General features: G+C 39.4%; 18 protein-coding genes. 10 read left to right on the plus strand and 8 right to left on the minus strand.

What is annotated here, in order from left to right:
* Positions 1 to 103: 103 nt before the first annotated feature.
* Positions 104 to 1,327, minus strand: coding sequence for an MFS transporter (locus tag J2S11_RS05875; protein WP_307392215.1), 1,224 nt, complete (start codon positions 1,325 to 1,327; stop codon positions 104 to 106).
* A 188-nt stretch (positions 1,328 to 1,515) separates the two neighbouring features.
* Between J2S11_RS05875 and J2S11_RS05880 the strand changes: the two genes are divergently transcribed.
* Positions 1,516 to 2,268: a MerR family transcriptional regulator gene (locus J2S11_RS05880; RefSeq protein ID WP_307392219.1), complete on the plus strand. Its 753-nt coding sequence runs from the start codon at positions 1,516 to 1,518 to the stop codon at positions 2,266 to 2,268.
* A gap of 139 nt (positions 2,269 to 2,407) precedes the next feature.
* Here the strand turns inward: J2S11_RS05880 and J2S11_RS05885 are convergent, their stop codons facing one another.
* From J2S11_RS05885 to J2S11_RS05895, 3 genes are all read right to left on the minus strand, one after another.
* The gene (locus J2S11_RS05885; protein WP_307392223.1) at positions 2,408 to 3,088 is read right to left on the minus strand and encodes a CPBP family intramembrane glutamic endopeptidase; all 681 of its coding nucleotides are present in this window, start codon (positions 3,086 to 3,088) and stop codon (positions 2,408 to 2,410) included.
* Between the two features lie 430 nt (positions 3,089 to 3,518).
* Complete coding sequence (locus J2S11_RS05890; protein ID WP_307392226.1) at positions 3,519 to 5,285, minus strand: ABC transporter ATP-binding protein; 1,767 nt, start codon at positions 5,283 to 5,285, stop codon at positions 3,519 to 3,521.
* A complete protein-coding gene (locus J2S11_RS05895; protein ID WP_307392229.1) occupies positions 5,278 to 7,050 on the minus strand; it encodes an ABC transporter ATP-binding protein in 1,773 nt (590 codons plus the stop codon). Before J2S11_RS05895 ends, J2S11_RS05890 begins: the two co-directional genes overlap by 8 nt.
* Positions 7,051 to 7,458: 408 nt before the next feature.
* On the opposite strand from J2S11_RS05895, the gene J2S11_RS05900 reads away from it, so the two are divergent.
* The 6 genes from J2S11_RS05900 (at position 7,459) to J2S11_RS22385 (ending at position 12,332) form a co-directional block, all read left to right on the plus strand.
* Complete coding sequence (locus J2S11_RS05900; RefSeq protein WP_307392231.1) at positions 7,459 to 8,061, plus strand: MptD family putative ECF transporter S component; 603 nt, start codon at positions 7,459 to 7,461, stop codon at positions 8,059 to 8,061.
* Positions 8,062 to 8,772 carry an energy-coupling factor transporter transmembrane component T gene (locus tag J2S11_RS05905; protein WP_307392234.1) on the plus strand — a complete coding sequence of 237 codons (711 nt, stop codon included), beginning with the start codon at positions 8,062 to 8,064 and terminating at the stop codon, positions 8,770 to 8,772. It begins immediately after the preceding gene.
* Positions 8,769 to 10,280 carry an ABC transporter ATP-binding protein gene (locus J2S11_RS05910; protein WP_307392237.1) on the plus strand — a complete coding sequence of 504 codons (1,512 nt, stop codon included), beginning with the start codon at positions 8,769 to 8,771 and terminating at the stop codon, positions 10,278 to 10,280. The genes J2S11_RS05905 and J2S11_RS05910 overlap by 4 nt, the downstream gene beginning before the upstream one ends.
* Before the next feature lie 200 nt (positions 10,281 to 10,480).
* Entirely contained in the window at positions 10,481 to 11,689 is a 1,209-nt protein-coding gene (locus tag J2S11_RS05915) for a GTP-binding protein (protein ID WP_307392241.1), read from the plus strand.
* A gap of 29 nt (positions 11,690 to 11,718) precedes the next feature.
* Positions 11,719 to 11,988: a 30S ribosomal protein S14 gene (gene rpsN, locus J2S11_RS05920; protein ID WP_307392244.1), complete on the plus strand. Its 270-nt coding sequence runs from the start codon at positions 11,719 to 11,721 to the stop codon at positions 11,986 to 11,988.
* Positions 11,989 to 11,999: 11 nt separating this feature from the next.
* The gene (locus J2S11_RS22385; protein WP_472924666.1) at positions 12,000 to 12,332 is read left to right on the plus strand and encodes a DUF3024 domain-containing protein; all 333 of its coding nucleotides are present in this window, start codon (positions 12,000 to 12,002) and stop codon (positions 12,330 to 12,332) included.
* 154 nt (positions 12,333 to 12,486) lie between these two features.
* Here J2S11_RS22385 and J2S11_RS05930 read toward each other — a convergent pair whose 3' ends face one another.
* Together J2S11_RS05930 and J2S11_RS05935 are read right to left on the minus strand one after the other, a co-directional pair.
* Positions 12,487 to 13,863 carry a sensor histidine kinase gene (locus tag J2S11_RS05930; RefSeq protein ID WP_307392249.1) on the minus strand — a complete coding sequence of 459 codons (1,377 nt, stop codon included), beginning with the start codon at positions 13,861 to 13,863 and terminating at the stop codon, positions 12,487 to 12,489.
* Positions 13,864 to 13,872: 9 nt separating this feature from the next.
* Positions 13,873 to 14,583 carry a response regulator transcription factor gene (locus J2S11_RS05935; protein WP_307392252.1) on the minus strand — a complete coding sequence of 237 codons (711 nt, stop codon included), beginning with the start codon at positions 14,581 to 14,583 and terminating at the stop codon, positions 13,873 to 13,875.
* 156 nt (positions 14,584 to 14,739) lie between these two features.
* Here J2S11_RS05935 and J2S11_RS05940 point away from each other — a divergent pair, with 156 nt between their 5' ends.
* Genes J2S11_RS05940 through J2S11_RS05950 form a run of 3 tightly spaced genes read left to right on the plus strand, consistent with a single transcriptional unit; the run spans position 14,740 to position 17,714 of the window.
* Positions 14,740 to 15,507 carry an ABC transporter ATP-binding protein gene (locus J2S11_RS05940; RefSeq protein ID WP_307392255.1) on the plus strand — a complete coding sequence of 256 codons (768 nt, stop codon included), beginning with the start codon at positions 14,740 to 14,742 and terminating at the stop codon, positions 15,505 to 15,507.
* The gene (locus J2S11_RS05945; RefSeq protein ID WP_307392258.1) at positions 15,494 to 17,338 is read left to right on the plus strand and encodes an ABC transporter permease; all 1,845 of its coding nucleotides are present in this window, start codon (positions 15,494 to 15,496) and stop codon (positions 17,336 to 17,338) included. The genes J2S11_RS05940 and J2S11_RS05945 overlap by 14 nt, the downstream gene beginning before the upstream one ends.
* Before the next feature lie 13 nt (positions 17,339 to 17,351).
* On the plus strand, positions 17,352 to 17,714 hold the full coding sequence (locus tag J2S11_RS05950) for a YxeA family protein (protein WP_307392261.1): 363 nt from the start codon (positions 17,352 to 17,354) through the stop codon (positions 17,712 to 17,714).
* 456 nt (positions 17,715 to 18,170) lie between these two features.
* Here J2S11_RS05950 and J2S11_RS05955 read toward each other — a convergent pair whose 3' ends face one another.
* Both J2S11_RS05955 and J2S11_RS05960 read right to left on the minus strand, forming a co-directional pair.
* Positions 18,171 to 18,794 carry a GyrI-like domain-containing protein gene (locus tag J2S11_RS05955; RefSeq protein ID WP_307392264.1) on the minus strand — a complete coding sequence of 208 codons (624 nt, stop codon included), beginning with the start codon at positions 18,792 to 18,794 and terminating at the stop codon, positions 18,171 to 18,173.
* 66 nt (positions 18,795 to 18,860) lie between these two features.
* Positions 18,861 to 19,832 (minus strand): helix-turn-helix transcriptional regulator, encoded by a 972-nt coding sequence (locus tag J2S11_RS05960; protein WP_307392267.1) that lies wholly within the window; start codon positions 19,830 to 19,832, stop codon positions 18,861 to 18,863.
* Positions 19,833 to 19,859 lie beyond the last annotated feature (27 nt).

Below are 19,859 nucleotides of genomic sequence, written 5' to 3' on the forward strand. Positions count from 1 at the left end.
AAGGAGGGGCTGTCCAGAAAGTCAGTGGAAAATGACTGACTACTGGACAGCCCCGTTTTTGTTAATGTAAAGAAGTACACAATACCATGCAACAGACCTGTATTCAATAGTTAGATGTGTAATTTCTGTACGTTTTCCCCTTCCATAAAGTGATAAGAGCAATCATTAATCCGACGATAGAAAAGGACAAAATTACCAATTGAATATCAAATCCTCTAGAAACTAGTAATGTTACACTTGCATAGGCAAGCGGATCAAACCCGTTCATGGCTAAGAAGATAATACTCATGACCCTCCCCATAATACGAGGATCCGTATCTTCCTGTGCTGAAGTGAAGAATGGGATTGAAACAAATGTCATGGTAAATCCAATTAAGAACGCTAATGCTGTCAAAATATATAAATTAGGAATTTGACTGAATGCTATAGCTACAAGTAATGTTGCAATTAATCCTACAATCGAGGTTAATCCCCTACGACGCATTTTGACCATCCCGATTATTGCTGTACTTACTAGCATCCCGATCCCTAAAGCAGCATCAATGTAACTAAGATTAATGGGTGAGCCTCCATACGTTTCTACTAGAATTGGAATGGCAATAGAGATCGCTCCGAAAGCAAAGAAATTTAACGTAATTAAAATAAGAATACCTGTCATTAAAAATTTACTTGCTTTTACATAGGAAAATCCTTCTATGAAATCCTTAAGCGGTGTTTGTTTAATGGTGTTGTCTACGGGACCTTCTTTTAAGAAAGGTGGAAACATAAAAAAGGCAGACAAAAGAACGATAATAGCCGCAACTAAGTAACCAGTTGTTACGCCACCGAATTCCATGACACTCCCAGATATAATAGGTCCAATAACAAAACCAATCTGGCCCAATCCCTGAATAACGGCATTGGCTTGTTTTATTTGGCTTTTCGGCACTATTTTCGGGATTAGTGATGTTCCAGCTGGTCCAGAAAAAGCATCTAATGTTCCAAAAAAGAATCCCAAAATAATCAGGTACACAAATGTTAATTGATTGGCATTGTTCAGTAAAAATATAGTAACGAGTAGAATACCTTGGATGGTACTCGTACTGAACATAATTGTCGTCTTCTTGAATTTATCAGCGAGAACCCCACCAAATGCCATCATAAAAATACGTGGCACAGTAATGGCAATGAGTATAATGCCTAATGAACTAGCAGAACCTAAATCAGAAATGACAAACCAAGTTGTTGTCATGAAAAACATGGTAAATCCGATAATCGCTAAAAAGCTACCGAGAAATAGAAATAAAAAAGGGCGATTTTTAAATAAAGATTGATTTTGTTGCTCCATATATAACCTTCCTCTCAACTTTAATATAGAACCGATTATAGGTTGTGACGTAATGTCCTGAGCAAGCTTTATTTTAATAAAAAATATCCCGATCTAGTTTCTTTAAATTTATTGTTATTAAAACTATTAAAAGGGTATTGATTGTGACGTTACGTAACAGGATATAATTCAGTAGAGGAGGTCTTAACATGGAAGTGACAATTGGTCAGTTTGCAAAATTAGTAGGTTCAACGGTGAGAACACTACGGTACTACGATAAGATTGAGATACTTACTCCGAAAAAATATAATAAACATGGTCAAAAAATATATACACAATTAGACTGGGAGCTTTTTCAGCAAATCATGATTTTAAAACATCTTGGTTTATCTCTAAATGAAATCAAAGAACAATTGACTAATGAGAAGTTAAACAGTCGAGAGCTATTGCAGGTACAGAAGCAGTTAATTGAACAAAAACAAGCAGAGTTAAATGAGATTTTAGAAGTCATTACAAGAATGGAGCGGCTGTACAACATTGAAGGTGTTTCTGAGGAAGAATTAAATGAGTTTTCTTTTATTATGCTTGATTTATTTAGGCGGGAGAAAAAACAAATCCAGGTCATAGAAACATATTTTATGGCTGACAAGCAGCTCATGAAAGAAATAAAGCTACTAAATGATCCGGAATATAAGGAGAAAATGGATCGAGAATTATGGAATTTACTTCAGGCGATAAGAACGGCGATTCAGTTTAATGATTCTACAAGCCACAAAAAAGTACAAGAAATTTTAAGTAATATGGATGCTTTATCTCCAGCGAGTAGAAGCTTTTTAAGTCTTTCGGATGACCCTAATTTTCTTGCCGAGCACCAGCAAGTGTTTAATAATTTTTTTCCTGAAGACATAGCTGAATATATATATAAAGAAATGAGATCGTATTATGATGATAAAGAAGAGTAAAGCTTAAATTGTAATCGAATTGTAGGGTTGGTAATGCAAGCCAATAACTCATCATCACATGTCAATGAAGACAGGTTTTTGTTATGTGGAGTCAAAGGAGAGACCCCCAAGAGGACGTCCACACGGACGGAATGAAGTCTTACTCTGGTTTGACCTCATTCCAATCCGGCTGTTTTTTAATAAAAAGCTGTAAGGTAACAATGGAGAATGAGAACGGAATAATCCCTAGAATCATCATTTCTATCAGACCAGGTGAACTGATCGAGATATCATATTCTCCACGATTCGTAAAAAACTGCTGCATGGTCTGAAATGCCAAGTGCAAGCCGATTGCTGACCAAACATTTTGCGTCACAACACGGACGATTCCAATGACGACCCCTACACCAAAGAAAATAATGATGCGGGACCAATCCGATGCTGCGCCAATCATGAAGGCAAACAGCACAAACAGGATTGCTTGACCAATAACGGCTTGCCTTCTTGACCATGCATGATTCAGGTTGCGATAGAAATATCCGCGGAATAGTAGCTCTTCGGGAAAGGCCTCATATAAGAATACGAGGAGCATGACGGTCAATACGGCAAGGAGAAATTCTCCTGCTGACATCTGTATGCTCACTGATGTCCATCCCATTAAAATAAACACGGTCAGTGCGCCAGCCGCAGGGATCGAATAGCACAACGCTCCAATCAGGAAAGATTTCCAGCCAGCTCTAAAGGAAGTGAGGCGCAATCCTTTCCAGGGTCTACGGTCTAAATATCGACGAGCTAAAATGACAATTGGGATAATGAGAAGGGAAATGAAGATCGCGGACATCGCATGGTTCGTTCTGCTGTACTCCTCGTCAGACAAAAAGCCGTTTAAAATCCAAACAAGTGTCGCCAGAGAAAAAACAATTGCTATTCTCCATATAAGATGGAGGCGTTTTTGAGAAGCAGACATGTTTTAAACCTCCTGTCCATTAATCGAATCTTTTAATCGTAAGTGCCTTGTTTAAACAATAGCATTGTAAAAAGGACAGCTGTAGTGACATTTGTAACAAGTTGTGTTCTCTTTAGTTCACATTTTGAATGATGACATTATTAGAATAAAAGACTCGTTGTGGAGAATGAATAAAAATAAAAGGATCCTAGTAGCATGGTCCCTTTATTTTATCCAAACTTATTTTTTAATTATCTGCTTGCTATGTTTTAACTGTTTTTACCACCCATGGGCCATTGTAGTCGTAACAAAGCCAATATATGATTTACAAATAGCTCAGCTTTTCGTTCACCTCTCTTGATGTTATTTTCCAGCTTCGAGCGTTAAGTCTACGATGCCATAATTCCTTATAGATTCCTTCTTGACCTATTAATTCATCATGTTTCCCTTTTTGAACAAGCTTCCCGTGATCCATGACTAGGATTTGGTCAGCTGATTTGATCGTAGAAAGTCGGTGCGCAATAACCAAGACTGTCTTCTGTTTGACCAATTCATCTATCGCTTGCTGAATGTAATGCTCGTTATCAGGATCTACGTTGGCTGTGGCTTCATCCAATAAAATGATAGGGGCATCCTTAAGAATTGCCCTAGCGATAGATATACGCTGCTTTTCGCCACCTGATAATGTCGCTCCTGCTTCTCCAACAATTGTATCGTACCCTTGCTCCAATGACATAATGAAGTCGTGACACCGTGCCTTGCGTGCAGCTCTTATGATCTCTTCTTTAGTAGCAGCAGGGTTACCAAATTTGATGTTGTTGTAAATGGTGTCTTGGAATAAATAAACTTTTTGAAACACCATACTGATATGGTGCAATAGGCTTTCATTGGTCATTTTTTTAACATTAACTCCACCGATCTTGACTTCTCCTTCCTGTACATCCCAAAACCTAACAATTAAATTAGCGATTGTAGTTTTTCCTGATCCTGACATCCCTACTAGAGCTGTTTTGCTTCGCTCAGGTACTTGAAAGCTAACATCCCTTAACGTTGTCTGTTCATCATAAGAAAAATGAACTTTATTAAAAGTAATATCATAATGGTCTAGTTTTAATTGTTGGCTGTCAGCATCTTGAATTGGAGTTTCTTTGAGCTTTTCATAACGATCCAGTCCAGCCTCCATTAAACGAATATGTCCGGTTAAAGCAGCTAGCGCCTGTACAGGTATAAAGAGATAAAAGACATAAATCACTAGAACTAGAACCAGCGATAAGGGATTGCTTCCTTCAAGATAGAACCAGGAGGCCAAGAAAATAGTTAGGGCAATAGCAACAGAAAACCAAGTTTTAAAATAAATCGTTGGGGGAGAAAAAGTTTCTTCGAACTGAATGGCATGATCCCTCGTGCTTTGGATTGCATCTTTAAGTGTTTTCGCTTTTCTAGCTGTCATATTCAGTGATTTGATGATGGCAATACCCCGTACGTACTCCAAAACAGATGAAGTTAACTTTGCTTGTTGAGCTTGACGTATACGAGATTGAATACGTCCAACCCCCTGCAGCTTGCTAAGTGAAAACAGTCCCCCAATGGACAAAAGGAGCGTGAATAGGCCAATTCGCCAATCCAAAACCATTAGAATGATGCAGCCAATGGCTAAGCTTAAGTAGCCATTTATCACCTTATCCATGGCGTTCATACCATGTTCTTCAATGAATAATAAATCATTTGAAATGACCGAACTAATATTTCCGATGCTTCCTTCCTTAAAGTGACTCATCGGGAATCGTTTTAAGCGATCACCGATCTCAATCCGCTCTCTAGCGCAGATTTCGTAGGCAGTTCCGCTTTGCCAGGTTAAAAAAAGACGTCTTAATAAGATTCGAATGAATAGAGCCGCAGCCATGACGATGAAGCTCAGCCAAGCATCTGTTGCCGTTAACGTTTGCTCCAGCATTTTGCTAAGCAGGTAGAGAACGACGAAAATCGGGACGTTAGAAAATAATGATTCCAGAAAACTGATGACGAAAGCCCGTTTAATCCTTCCAGAAAAAGATCCGGATAAAGTTAACATTCGACCAATAAACTTAAGCATGAAAGTGCCTCCCTTCCTCAGAATGCAGATCAGTTGCTAATGAATCGCGATGAGCTTCCCACATTAGTCGATAAGCGGGAGAAGTGCTGAGTAAAGACTCATGATTTCCCTGCGCTGCTATCCTGCCTTCTTCCAATAAGATTATCTGGTCTGCCTCCTTTATAGTCGAGAGACGATGGGCTATTACAATTAATGTTTTATTTTGAATTAAACCGTTTAATGCTGCTTGTATCCGGTCTTCATTCTCTGGATCTGTTGCTGAGGTCGCTTCATCTAATACGACGATTGGAGCATTCTTTATCATTGCCCTAGCGATGGAAATACGCTGGCGTTGTCCACCTGAAAGCTTATCTCCTGCATCTCCAACAAGAGTGTTGTATCCTTTTTCTGTTTCTAAAATGAATTCATGGCATTGAGCAAGCTTGGCCATAGCGATGACTTCCTCATCAGAAGCATCCGGCTTGCCCATACGGATGTTTTCCATAATTGTTGTATTGAATAAAAAAACATCCTGTGAAACGTAACTAACAGTGTTCATCAAGGTTTCAAAAGTAAAATCCCTAACATCGGTATCGCCAATCCTAATTTGACCTTCGGAAACGTCCCAAAAGCGCACTAATAGCTTGGCTAAAGTGGATTTTCCTGCTCCAGACTCCCCGACTAGAGCTGTAATCGAACGGGGTGAGGCGGTGAAACTAACTTGATGAAGTACAGGCTTGTCTTCATAAGCGAATGATACACCATCATAACTTACGCTACAGTCCGCTGGAATGTTCTTCAGAGAGCCTTCGACCAATTCTGGTTCTGCAAAGAGTGACTCGATTTTTTGCACTTTTTGCTGAAGATTAGGAAATAGAGGCATGAATTCTACCAGTCGTACAAGTGGAATTCCTAAGCTCATAGCGAGTAGGATAGATAGGACAAATTGGCTGGTTGTCAGTGAACCGTCGACATAAAACCATGTGCCCGCAGGTAATAAAAAAAGGAGTGTGGAAGGGAATATAACACTATATACGGATAGGTAGTTCCATGAAACCTTATACCACTCCAGCGCAGTTTCCTTGTAATGGCTGACAGAAGTACGATATTTATCATACGAGGAGGTTGTTTGGTTAAATACCTTTATTACTTCCATGCCGGAAATGTATTCTACTATATTTTCATTCATTTCTTCAGAAGCACGGTAGTAAGGCCCCATTCGCTTCATACCATCCTTAAACATCATGCCAAAAGCGATAATCCCTATGGGCATAACGGCCATTGCAAATAAAGCCATACGCCAATCCACGATCCATAACGTTATACTAACAATAAAGAATGTTAGCAGGTTGGAGATACCCTCAGGTATGGCATGGGCAAGAATTAATTCCATTTCTTCAATACTTTCAACAAAGTTTTTCTTCAAAGTTCCGTGTCTGTATTTTTGAACATGTCCGAGTGGCATTTTTCGTAATTTGTCGGCTAGTCGTTTCCTCATCCCCATTAAGGTGTCATAGGCAAGGCGATGGGAGGCGGAAAGGCCCCGAGCGTGTGTAAAAGTGCGAAAGATTAGACAAAACAGAATCAGGCCGGACATCACACCTATGTAGGTCCACGATATAGACTGTTGAGTAGTGAAAGAGACAATCATATGGTAAATTAATACAAAAGGGGCGATTCCAAAAAGAACACTGATTGTTAATAAAATGATAGCTGCCAGCATGACTTTTCCATAAGCTCCAGCATAACTATAAATGCGTGCAAAGTCTCTCATGTTCATTTTCATCCTTTCTTTAAAAAAAATATATAGAAATAGTAGTTATGAAGAGATATTAATAAACTCATTTATTAATAGTAATAATTAATATTTAATAAATCAATAAAACTATTAAGTAATATGGCAAATTCAACTTTAACATTATCTATATAGTATTTTTTGATGATTAAACAATTGTAACAAAGGTAATCTTTTGTTACAATAATCGTAATTATTACGATTTATTAATAATACCATAATTTTTATATAGGGGGTTATCATATAGCAGAAATAAATACAGATTTCGAAAACTCGTTGACAATGTATGCTTTTGAAGGCTACAGGTATTTTTAGCTTAATTTAAAAGGTATAGGGTTAAACAGGTATTTAACAAGGTATTCAAATAAGAAAATCGAATTTATTATGATTATAAGAGGGATGAACGTGAAGAAAAAATTGAAAACAAAAGATTATATATTACTTGGGATTTTTAGTCTCTTATTTTTTGCTGTTAATTCAGCAGTTGGTTTTATTTTAACTCCTTTTATGGCTACATCAGCCATGCCTTTAATTTCCGGGGGGAGCTTGTTTTTTGCAGCCACTGTTTACATGATTATGGCTATGAAAATTGGAAAACGTGGCGTTTTGCTATTTTTGTCTATTGTAACTGGACTTATTTATGCCTTGATGGGGATTCCATTGTTGTTAGTCTTCTTTACTTTGGCAGGTGTTTTAGGGGAAGTAACGCTTATCAAAGGTGACGGAAATCAATACCGAAACGTTCATCGTCAAGCTCTTGCTTATGCCGTTTTCGGAGCACTATTCGGAATGGGCGCATATGTAACGGTATATGTGTATGGAAGTGATTATTTAACAGAAATGTACGATGAAGCGATGAGGGAAAGTCTTATGCAGTTCACGTATTCACCTGCTTGGATGATTGGTGGGTTTCTTTTTTCTTTTGTCATGTCTATTCTTGGATGTTTACTTGCCACAAAGATATTAAACAAACATTTTATTAAGGCGGGCATGGTTAGATAAATGAGCGATCAGCGTAGAAAATGGCAAGTAGAGTTTGATCCACGTTTACTTTTATTACTGTTGCTATCCTTAAGCGGAGTCGTTTTTTTAGCAGAAAAAAATACATTGCTGTGGCTTGTTGGTTTTATGTCGATTTTATTGATACTACAAGGGATGACAAAAGCGGTAATTTCATTTCTGCTCGTTGCTGTAGCATGCTATAGTCTGCAAGTATGGGATACATTATTTCAAAAGGGTTTACTCACAATTGTTTTGTTTTTTACTCATATTGGGTTACGCTTATTGCCTGTTATGATGGCGTCTTATGCTCTAAGCTGTGTACCTTCTGGTAAATTGATAGCAGCTTTGCGTAAATGCCACATACCTGCAGGTATTTTAGTTGCCTTAGCTGTAGGAGCACGTTTCCTTCCAGTCATTCGTTCGGAATTTGAAGCTATACAACTATCTGCGCGTTTACGAGGTCTTTCAATCGCCACGCCTACGAATTGGATCAGACCATTAAAAACGTTTGAACATTCGATCGTTCCGCTTCTAATGAAAAGTCTAAAAATCGCTGATGAATTGGCTGCCTCGGCTACGACTAAAGGGATCGATGCTCCTTTTGTAAAAACGTCACTACACCGAGTTGCCTTTCAAGGGAGAGATATAGTAGTCCTCTTTACATTTGGTATGGTTATGTGGGCAGCATTTTATTTCGGAGGTCAAACATGATGAAAAAGAAGAATATGACCCAACTTTTGGATGTATCATTTCGATACGATCATGCGGAGGAAAGGCTGTGTAACATACAGTTAACTATTAAAGAGGGTGAATGTGTGGTAGTAACGGGTCCATCTGGTAGTGGAAAGACTACACTTACCCGCATTGTTAATGGTCTGATTCCTCATTTTTACGAAGGTGAACTTACTGGTCAGGTACTTGTTCAAGGCAAGCCTGCTGATCAAATCCAGCCTTGGGAGTTTGGAAGCATTATTGGGAGCGTTTTTCAAGATTCTCGTAGCCAGTTCTTCGCCTCCCGTGTGGAAGATGAAATAGCCTTTAGTGGAGAAAATTACGGCATGCCTTCAGAAATGCTTCGAGAGCGTGTGGATCAATTGGCTAAGGAAGCTGGACTTGTGCACCTCTTAAAGCAGGAAGTACGGATGCTATCCAGTGGAGAAAAGCAAAAAGTTGCAGTGGCTTCAGCATGTTTAACGAACCCACACCTGCTTGTCATGGATGAGCCTTCGGCTAATTTAGATATGACAGCAGCTGGAGAATTGACTGTTCGTTTGGCGTCCCTGAAGCAAAACGGTAAAGCACTATTGATTGCTGAGCATCGGCTCTATTATTTACTGCCAATTGCTGATCGTATCATATACATGAATCATGGTGAGATCTTGGCAGAATGGACTCCTGAGGAATTGCTTGGTTTATCGTCTGAACAACTTGTGCGATACGGGCTACGCTCGCCTTCTCTTGGTACGTTACCTATTCGTATAGGTGGTGACCCGTTCAAACAAACGGAACAAAAGCAATTGTCACTCCAACAGGTGGAGATATCGCCAAATAAATGGGCAAGTTCGTTGCTAAAAGAAATATGCTTTTCAATAGGAAAAGGAGAAATGGTAGCCCTGACTGGAGCAAACGGAGCTGGAAAGACAACATTAGCTAAAGCAATTTGTGGGTTGCTAAAACAGCGCCAGGGAACCATCGCATTAAACAATCAGCCTGCCAAAGCTACAGAAAGAAACAAGAAAGCTTGGTTTGTTCTACAGGATAGTGATCACCAGTTGTTCGCGGATAGTGTCTTAAATGAAATTATGCTCACATTTGAGAAAAACAAAGAGGCACGAACCAGAGCTGAATACCTAATGCGAGAGTTAGACTTATGGTCGTTGAGAGAACGTCATCCCGCATCTTTGTCTGGTGGTCAGAAGCAGCGTGTTACCTTGGCCGTTGGTTTAATGCGAAGGCCAGATGTGTTGGTATTAGACGAACCAACATCCGGGCTTGATGGTAAAAATATGCTTCGAGTAGTTCGACTGCTTCGACAAATAGCAGGAGAAGGTGTGGCTGTTTTAGTAATCACGCATGATGTTGAATTTATTTTTGAGGCATGCGCTCGAGTCCTATTTCTAGCCAATAAGCAATTAAAGAGAGATTTACCAGTTAGGGATGAGAATAGATCGAAGATTATACAAATGATGAAGTCTATCGGGTTAAATAAGTTATTCTAGCTCCTTTTTAGGAGGTGAAACTGAAGTATACTCATTTGACAGAATAGGATTAGTTAGCATATTATTTTATTTAAATCGTAATTATTACGATTTGATAATGAGGAGAGAATAGATCAAAATCGCTGAATTAATCGTGTGATGCATTTGGTTATTGTCCAGACTGCCAAGAGGCTTAATAGGATAGAAAGGATGTTAGTAGAATGCTAATAGACCCATTAGATGCCGATCAAGCATCGAAATTACCTGTTACCGTTTTAAGTGGTTATTTAGGGAAAACGACGATATTGAATCATGTGCTACACAATAGAGAAGGACTGAGAGTAGCGGTCATCGTCAACGATTTGAGTGAAATCAATATTGATGCCGCTCTGGTTCTTGAAAAGGGTGGGCTGAGTCGTACTGAAGAAAAACTTGTTGAAATGTCAAACGGATGTATATGCTGTACATTACGTGATGATTTACTCCAAGAGGTTGAGAAGTTGGCGTTGGAGGGACGTTTTGATTACATTCTTATTGAATCGACTGGAATTGGCGAACCGCTCCCTGTGGCTCAGACATTCACTTATGTGGACGAAGAACAAGGAATTGACTTGTCGAAGTGGACACGTTTGGACTGTATGGTAACTGTTGTGGATGCTCAGAATTTTTGGCTAGATTATCACACTAGAGAATCGTTAAAAGACCGCAACCAAGAAGCAGGGGAAGAAGATAAGCGAGGTGTGGTTCATTTACTAACAGATCAAATAGAATTCTGTGATGTTTTGATATTAAACAAGTGTGATCTTGTAAGCGAATCGAAGCTTGATGAACTTGAACGTGTACTGAGAACCTTGCAACCACGAGCTGAAATAATTCGCACTAGTCGTGGGCAGATCGATCCGAAAAAAATCTTACATACAGGCTTATTCGATTTTGAGGCTGCTAGCCAATCGGCAGGGTGGATTCAAGAGCTACAGAAGGAAGAGCATACGCCAGAAACGGAGGAATACGGAATAAGCTCATTCGTATATTCTCGTAAGCGTCCCTTTCATCCTGAAAGATTTCTAAACTGGCTTCAACGCTGGCCAAAGGAAATCGTTCGATCCAAAGGTATTCTTTGGATCGCCAGTCGTAACAATCGAGCGTTCTCATTTAGTCAGGCAGGAGTATCTCGCCAGCTGGCATCGGCTGGGCTATGGACGGCAGCCTTATCTCCAGAAGAAAAACTAGCCTATTTCGACAGTGAAGACAATTTTCCTAAATCAAAGGATTGGGATGATGAGTGGGGAGACCGGATAATCAAGCTGGTGTTTATAGGAATACACTTGGATAAATATCATATCAGTCGCTCACTGGATCAAGTTTTGTTAACTGACGATGAGATGAAGAGTAATTGGCGTGAAATGAATGATCCATTGCCACGAATATAATATATTTTACGAAAAAGGAGAGATGTGAAATGGCAAAAAAATCAAAAGTAGTTAGGGAAAAGAAACGTCAAGCAACCGTCGCAAAGTATGCTGAACGTAGAAAAGAATTGAAGGAGAAGAAAGACTATGCAGCTTTAAGTAAGCTCCCTAGAGACGCGTCCCCAACCCGACTCCATTCACGATGTGAAGTGAGTGGAAGACCAAGGGGATTCTTACGTAAATTTAAGGTTTCTCGTATTGTTTTTCGTGAGCTGGCTCATAAGGGACAGATTCCTGGCGTCAAAAAATCTAGCTGGTAAAAGAGTAGGCTATGGATGACTTAGAATTTCGTAGACTCAACAAATTACTCGACGCTTACATTGAACTGAAAGTTCCATCTCATGTCCGTTCATCTGTCCGATTGAGCTATCGATGGGAGCGCTCATGTTTGACTTTACGAGAAGAACGACCAGATTACGATTTGCGTATATGGTATAGTCAGGATATTGCGCAATTCCGGTACGAACAAGGAAAATGGACCGTTTGGTCGATGAACAGGGACAATGAGTGGTCTAAGGTTGTTTCAATACAGCCCGAGAGCGATTTCGAACGTCAGTTGGAGTTAGTAGAATTGGATCAGGAGGGAGTCTTCTGGGTTTCATAAAATTCAAAGAAGAAGGTATCCTCTGGTCAATTCTGTAGTCTGAATCCACCAATACTTTCACCGTACTAGAAGTAAATATAAGCTAACCATGGAAAGATAGCGCTAACAATATACTTCCAAGGGGGGACGCAGTAATAATAAGATTTATTGATTGTTAGGTTGTATACCAGATCCTTATACTTGTCCCTTTACCAGCTTGGCTTTCCAACCCAACTTCCATGCCGTGAGCTTCGATAATATCACGAGCAATGGCCATACCAAGGCCTGTCCCTCTGCTATCGGTGTTGGTTCCGCGATAGTAGCGATCAAAGATTTTCGCCTGCTCTGCCACTGGAATCCCTTTTCCGTTATCCTCAATAGAGATGAATTCATCTTGAATGGTTATTGAAACAGCTGTATTATCATCGTTATGAATCAATGCATTATAGGCAAAATTGAATAAGGCTCTCTTCATTAGATGCTGGTCAATGGAGAGCTTAAGCTCTGGAGCATCACTGGTAAAGGAAATTTCTCGTTCTCCATATTGCGAATCATTCAGTAGGTCAATCACGATCTCTCTTACAAAGGATTCCATGCGTGTTTCCTGTAGCTCTAATGTCACTTCCTGGTTTTTTAATCGCATCGTTAAATTGAAGTCATCAAGTAAATTTTTCATATATATCGATTGTCTTTCAATCACTTCTGCGTATGCTAATCGTTCATGAACAGGAACATCTTCATCACGTAATAATTCGGCATAGCCCTGTACGGAAGCAAGTGGTGTTTTTAGATCATGGGACACGTTACTTATCCATTCATTGCGCATCTTCTCTAATTTAAGTCGTTCGTTTTCATGCTCCATTAATGTTTCCGATACGTCATTCAAATTGGAAAAGACAGGCTTAAACACTCCAGTTCTTTGGGGATGCTGTGCGTAAAAATTTCTATGCTTAAGCTGAGAAATACGTTCAATCATTGAATTCACAGGCTTTGTTAGAATTGTACTGAACAGAAGTCCAATGAGTGCAGCAATTATTAGATCGACGATCGTAATCACGATAAGAGATTTCGAAGCGAATGAAACGATTGATTCAACATTTATCATGCGGACAAACCTTGATTCTCTTGAGTAAGGGACGCCGACGATATAACTAAAACCTTCATACTCTCCAAGAAAGTATGTATTGAATTCGTCATCCATATATTTGTACTTATGAACAATTTCCATAAGGGTATAGTTGTTTGATGCTGTATCAGGGGCTAGGTAGGATGAAAGCACTTGCCCATTATCGTCAAGAATTTGTATCCATGCACCGAATTCTTCAAGCGCTTGTTTACCGTCTTGTGACACAACGGGTTCTTCATCTCCAAGAGTCATATATTGACCGAAATCACGTGTAAATGTCTCTGCTGAACCACTTGTAACCTCCTCAATACCTCTAGTTTGCTGATAAATCAGCATACCGATCAAAATAACGGTGTTCACAACAAGTACGATGAATACAATGCTGAGTATTGAGAATAAATAACGCCCCGTTAGCTTCCATTTCATTTGACTCACCTATTTTCCCTGGAATCGGTAGCCTAAACCTTTGACATTGGTAATATATTTGGGGTTGGACGGAGATTCCTCAATCTTCTCCCTAAGTCTACGAACATGAACCATTAACGTGTTATCTGCACCATAATAGTCTTCTCCCCAGACCATTTCAAATAGACTTTCCTTACTTAAAATGCGACTAGGATTTCTCATAAAGCAAGCCATTAAACCGACTTCCTTTGCTGTTAGCTCCAACACTACTCCATCCTTTATAATCTCAGTTTCCTCGGCATTCATCGAGAAGGGACCAATAGTAATGTCACTTTTTTGCTTTGCAGACTGGTCTGAATCCATAGCGTACAATCCAGCACGCCTTAGCTGTGCTTTTACCCGATAGGCGACCTCTTTAGGGCTAAAGGGCTTAGTTATATAATCATCTCCTCCTATAGCAAGCCCTAATATTTTATCTACCTCATCATCCTTTGCTGATAAGAAAAGGATTGGAATACGAGAGACTTCACGAATCCTCTTACATAGGTCATAACCTTCTCCGTCAGGCAGCATAATGTCAAGTATCGCTAGGTTGGGCGAGAATTCTAGAAATTTATCCCAGCCCTCCTGTACACTTCCTGCGGTTTCAACCCTAGTTAATCCTTCTTTATGTAAAGCCGTTTTCAATAACTGGCATAGGTCCTTTTCATCATCTACAACTAATATCCTGGGCTGCTCCATTGTTTTCAACATCCTTTCAGGAAAAGTCTTTTATATATATTACCACGTATTGTAATCGGTTTAACTTATTTAAGGATTTTGTAAGGTTGGCGTGATTCTGAGTTAAGGACGGAGGGATATAGTAAAGGCAAGACATAACAGAGAGGTGCTTAAAACATGGATTCATTATTAGTTGTCAAAAATGTTGAAAAAACGTATGGAAAAGGCACAAACCGTTTTAAAGCCCTTGAGAATATTTCCTTTACGATTGATTACGGAGAATTTGTGGGTGTCATGGGCCCCTCCGGATCGGGAAAATCAACACTCCTTAATGTGCTAGCTACCATTGATTCTCCAACTCAAGGCGATATTTATATAGAGAACGATAATATTGCAAAAATGAAAGAAGAAAAGCTGGCGGATTTCCGTCGTAACCATTTAGGATTTATTTTTCAAGACTACAACTTACTAGACTCATTAACGGTAAGAGAAAACATTTTGCTATCCCTTGCGATAGCCAAAAAATCAGTGGTAGAGATGCAGAAGAGAGTAGAAACAATAGCAGCCAGCTTTGGCATTGCTTCACTATTAGATAAGTATCCTTACCAAATCTCGGGGGGACAAAAGCAACGTACTGCCGCTTGTCGAGCCCTTATTTCTGACCCCAAGTTGATTTTTGCTGATGAACCGACAGGGGCTCTAGATTCAAAATCAGCAACTGATTTACTTGAAAGTATGAGTATGTTAAACGAATCTCATGAAACAACCATTATGATGGTTACGCATGATGCTTTTGCTGCTAGCTTCTGCCGAAGAATCGTATTTATAAAGGATGGTCAGATCTCAGATGAAATTCTTCGCAGGGGACAATCACGTAAGCAATTTTTCCAAATGATATTGGATAAATTGGCCGATATAGGCGGTGAACCAGATGACGTTATTTGATCTTGCTCTAAAAAATGTACGTCGGAACCTTAAGAACTACGGGCTATATATAGGTTCCACCATTTTTTCTATCATTATTTATTTTACTTTTGTCACATTGAGATATAGCGAGGATATTAATGCTCTAGCAGAAAGCTCGCAGAGAATCAGTAGTATTATGAACGCTTCGGCCTTTGTATTAATGATCTTTGTGGCCATTTTTATCGCTTACTCTAATTCGTTTTTTATGAAGAAACGTAAAAAGGAAATCGCCCTATACTCTTTGATGGGCGTGCGCAAGCGCTCCATTGGCTGGATGCTCTTTTTCGAAAATATGGTTATTGGCTTACTTTCGTTACTAGTAGGTGTGGCCTTAGGTTTCCTATTATCTCAGCTATTTCTATCTATACTATTAAAGCTGATGGGTCTGGAAATCGCCATGGGATTTGCTTTCTCCTTAAGTGCTGTGATTCATACGATGATTGTGTTTCTGATTATCTTTTTTATCACATCGCTGCAGGGCTATCGTGTTATTTATCGCTTTAAGCTAGTTGAGCTATTCCATGCCGAAAAAAAGGGAGAAGAGCTACCGAGGGCACGATACTTTTCTAGTATTATAGGTGTTTTTACACTTGTAGGTGCGTATTGGCTGGCCCTTCAGGATATAACCTCTTCAGAGGCTTGGCGAGTACTCGGTATCGCTACACCTCTAGTCATCATCGGTTTAACAGTTTTAGGGTCGTATTTACTATTTCGCAGTGTACTTGTTTATTTCCTTCAGGTGTTGAAGAAGCGAAAATCGTTCGCCTGGAAGGGTCTTAATGTAATGACGCTATCCCAATTGTTGTATCGCATAAGAGTGAATGCTCGTACACTAACGATTATTGCCACATTAAGTGCAACAACGATTACAGCAGGAGGTGCAGTATTTGGATTGTACTATAATGCTGAGAAATATGTACAAACGAATACACCTTTTACATTTATGTGGGAGGGTGAAGAGCAAACGATCGATTCCGATGTTGTTACATTTGACGAGACGATTTACAGCAAGTCAGTTCGTGTTACGTACGGAGATAGGGAGATGGAGTATACTCTTCTGAATTCCACCACATTTGTTAAATTAGCTGAACAGCTTGGCTGGGAGAATATTCAAGAACCTGCTGAAGGTCAAGTATTTTCCATTGATCCTTTTTTCGATGAGCGTTGGTCAACAAGGATAGACTCGATACAACTACAAAATGATCATTATTCCGTTGCTGCTCTCTATACAGAACCAGTGTTTAATGTATCTACTATGGGAGGTAACGCGTTCATTTTAACTGACCAACACTATGATGAGATAGCGACGGAAGAGCAAGAATTTCAAGCGGTTCAGGTACAGGATTATAGAAATCAACTAGAGCTCTCCCAAGAGCTGTCCTCAAAAACGGAGAATTTCTCTAGTGCTGTAGAAAATTATAGGAATACGATTGAAACGTCAGGGTCTACGCTCTTTGTTGGAAGCTTCTTAGGACTAGTTTTCTTAGTGGCAACAGGTAGTATTATCTATTTCAAGACGATAACTGAAGCAGAGGAAGATAAGGCAAAATATGCGGTCCTGCATAAGATAGGTGTTTCCAAAAAAGAAATGAAACGAAGCATACGTCATCAAGTTGGTATGATATTTATTGCTCCGTTAGCCTTAGGGTTATTACATGGAGGAGTAGCTCTACTAGCCTTTTCTGAGTTGCTACAAGTGAATTTGTGGGTACCGATTTTATTATGGATGTTTGCTTACACTTTCATCTATATTATCTATTACTTTGCGACTGCTCGAAGCTTTAAACAAACCGTTCTAAAGAGACTATAAGGAGGAATTTACAATGAAGAAAATTTTTGCAACACTTTTGACGGTTGTTGTTGTTTTTATGGGGATGGTGCTTGCTTTAGCTACTGTGGATATTAACCGTTTAGGAAAAGATAATCTCTATGTTCAAATCAGTGAGCATACGGATATAGAGGAAACAAGATTAGATTCAGGTGAAGTTGTGAAGCGTTACTGGTATGAGCTGCCTGCCTATGATGAAAATGGAGTAAAGAATATGGTTGAATTCTCTGCTGCAAGGGAGCTGAGGCTAGACGCTTATCTGATGCTTTACGTAAAGAATGAAAATGAGGTAACTTCATATGATGAAGTACAGTGGAATGAGATCCCGACTCAAGCTCAAGAAAAGCTGGATAATTAGATTCTTACTTGTGGCAGTTGAGCTAACAAAATTCTTAATGGGAGATTCGTCTTAAATTTTATCTAAAAAATATTGGTCAAAAAATCCGTAAGTTTACGCTTACGGATTTTTGTATGACTTCTTTTTTATGAAATCTTCAACAGGGAGGGGATGAGGTGATGTGTATCACAGTATTTGTTTAATTCCTTCGGTTTGTTCCATCTGACTCACCTCCCTAACGAAATTTAATTTTCTATTCAGCCAAGGTTTTTGGCTGTTGAATACAATGCAGCCATACCACCATAAAGGCAATAAAAGAAAGCTTGTCGGCGCATTCCCCCTGAAGAATGAATTGGGGCTTACGAGTTGATTATAGAACGGGTAGTCAGACAACTTTGTGATCCCAATCACAAATGAATTAAAAAAACGAAGCATACCGATGAAGGAATGCTTCGTTTTAAACAAAGGAGTATCAAATTACTTTTGTTTTTTTACAGGGTAACGAAGAATTGTCTTTAAAAGAGAGGGCTTGACTTTTCGAGGATCGGATATATAGATTTCGTGATGCAGCCCATTTTGGACAAAATCATGGGAATGCATGAAAGTATGAATATGCTCAATCGTATCTGGCTCCGTGCTGTAAGGACCAATGTGCATCATTTGCACGCATGCTCCTTCATTTATGATTTCAAAGGTTATATTATGGATTAGATCAAGCTTCTTTTTCTTAGCGATGGCAACCTTACAGGCGTCATCAGCGATCCTCTCACTGACAAAGTCCGGCATTCGGATCATTAGCTTCCAATGCCAATCTCCACGCGGGACCTCAAGCATTTCATTCTCAGAATTTACCCACCAAAGTCCCTCTAGCTTAGGAACGACAAAGTCCTTGGCATCCTTCTTACTAATATTTTTGATTGCGTAGGCAACTGTATATAGAGCTTCTACTGCATTTATAAACATATCGCTTTCCGGAGCTCCATATCCCGTAATCGTAAGATAGGGGATTTCATTCAGTTGTATCAATTGGGGAGTACCTGTTGCAGAATAATAATTTTTGTCTGTTCTAGATAGGTCAAGTTTTTGTTGAAATAGGCTCATGATTCCATGGCTCCTCTCTATTTATCATGGATTCATCATATAATAACTTCGCTGACAACATGGGTGTCAGCGAAGTTCAGGTGCTTCATAAAATTTTGCTAAATCATACGCTAGAGTAGACATTATTTCATTTAAGGAAGAGGGCTTTAAGACTTGAACACTTTTTCCAAAAGATAGTAGAAGAGGGGGGAAGTATTTCTTCATTGCTTCATCTTCTAGGGCAAATTCCGCTTTATTATCGCTACGCTTAGATAAATGCGCTTGAAGAAACCAATGATTGCAAAACTGATCTAAGATTTCTTCACTGCCTACCAAGCATACTGTAACTGAGTTTCCCTTCGGTTCTTTTTTGACATGTATGCAGTGAAAGAGGTCTTGAATTGAGATAATGGAAGGCTTATCGAAAGTACCTCCGGAATAAGACAAGTCGCTTATTCGGTCGACACGAAATACTCTCTCTTGCTGACGTATATGACAGTATGCAACCAAATACCATTTATTTAAATGAAAAACCAATCCATACGGATCAACTTTCCTCTCTATTGGTATGTTTCTTTTGGATTTGGCATAGTGGATGAACAAAGTCGCATTTTCTAAGACAGACTTCTCCAACTGGCGTAATACAGATTGCAGAGATAAACTGCGGGACTGCTCAACGATTTGAAGACCATTGGATTGACGCTGTAGCTCTTCACGCTGAGAATCGTTAAGTCGATGTGTAATCTTTTGTAATGCGCTATCTAAAGAATCGGCATAGGGATACTCAGCTTGACGGGCAAGAAGTGCACTATGTCCTATTGCTTTAAGCTCCATCGTTTCAAAAAAGAGAGGTAAACTAACAAACGACTCAGGTAGCTTAAAGCCTCCTCCATGACCTGGCTCGGCAATGATGGGCACACCGCTCGTGCAAAGTATATCAATATATCGATATACTGTTCTAACACTAATCTCCAACTGTTCAGCTATTTGTGCAGCAGTCGTTTTTGGATTCGTTTTAAGAATCCATAGTACAGATAACAAATAGTCTAGTTTCACCATTATGTACCACATACTTTCGTTTTTTTC

This window comes from Bacillus horti (assembly GCF_030813115.1).
GTDB classification, from domain to species: Bacteria; Bacillota; Bacilli; order Caldalkalibacillales; family JCM-10596; genus Bacillus_CH; species Bacillus_CH horti.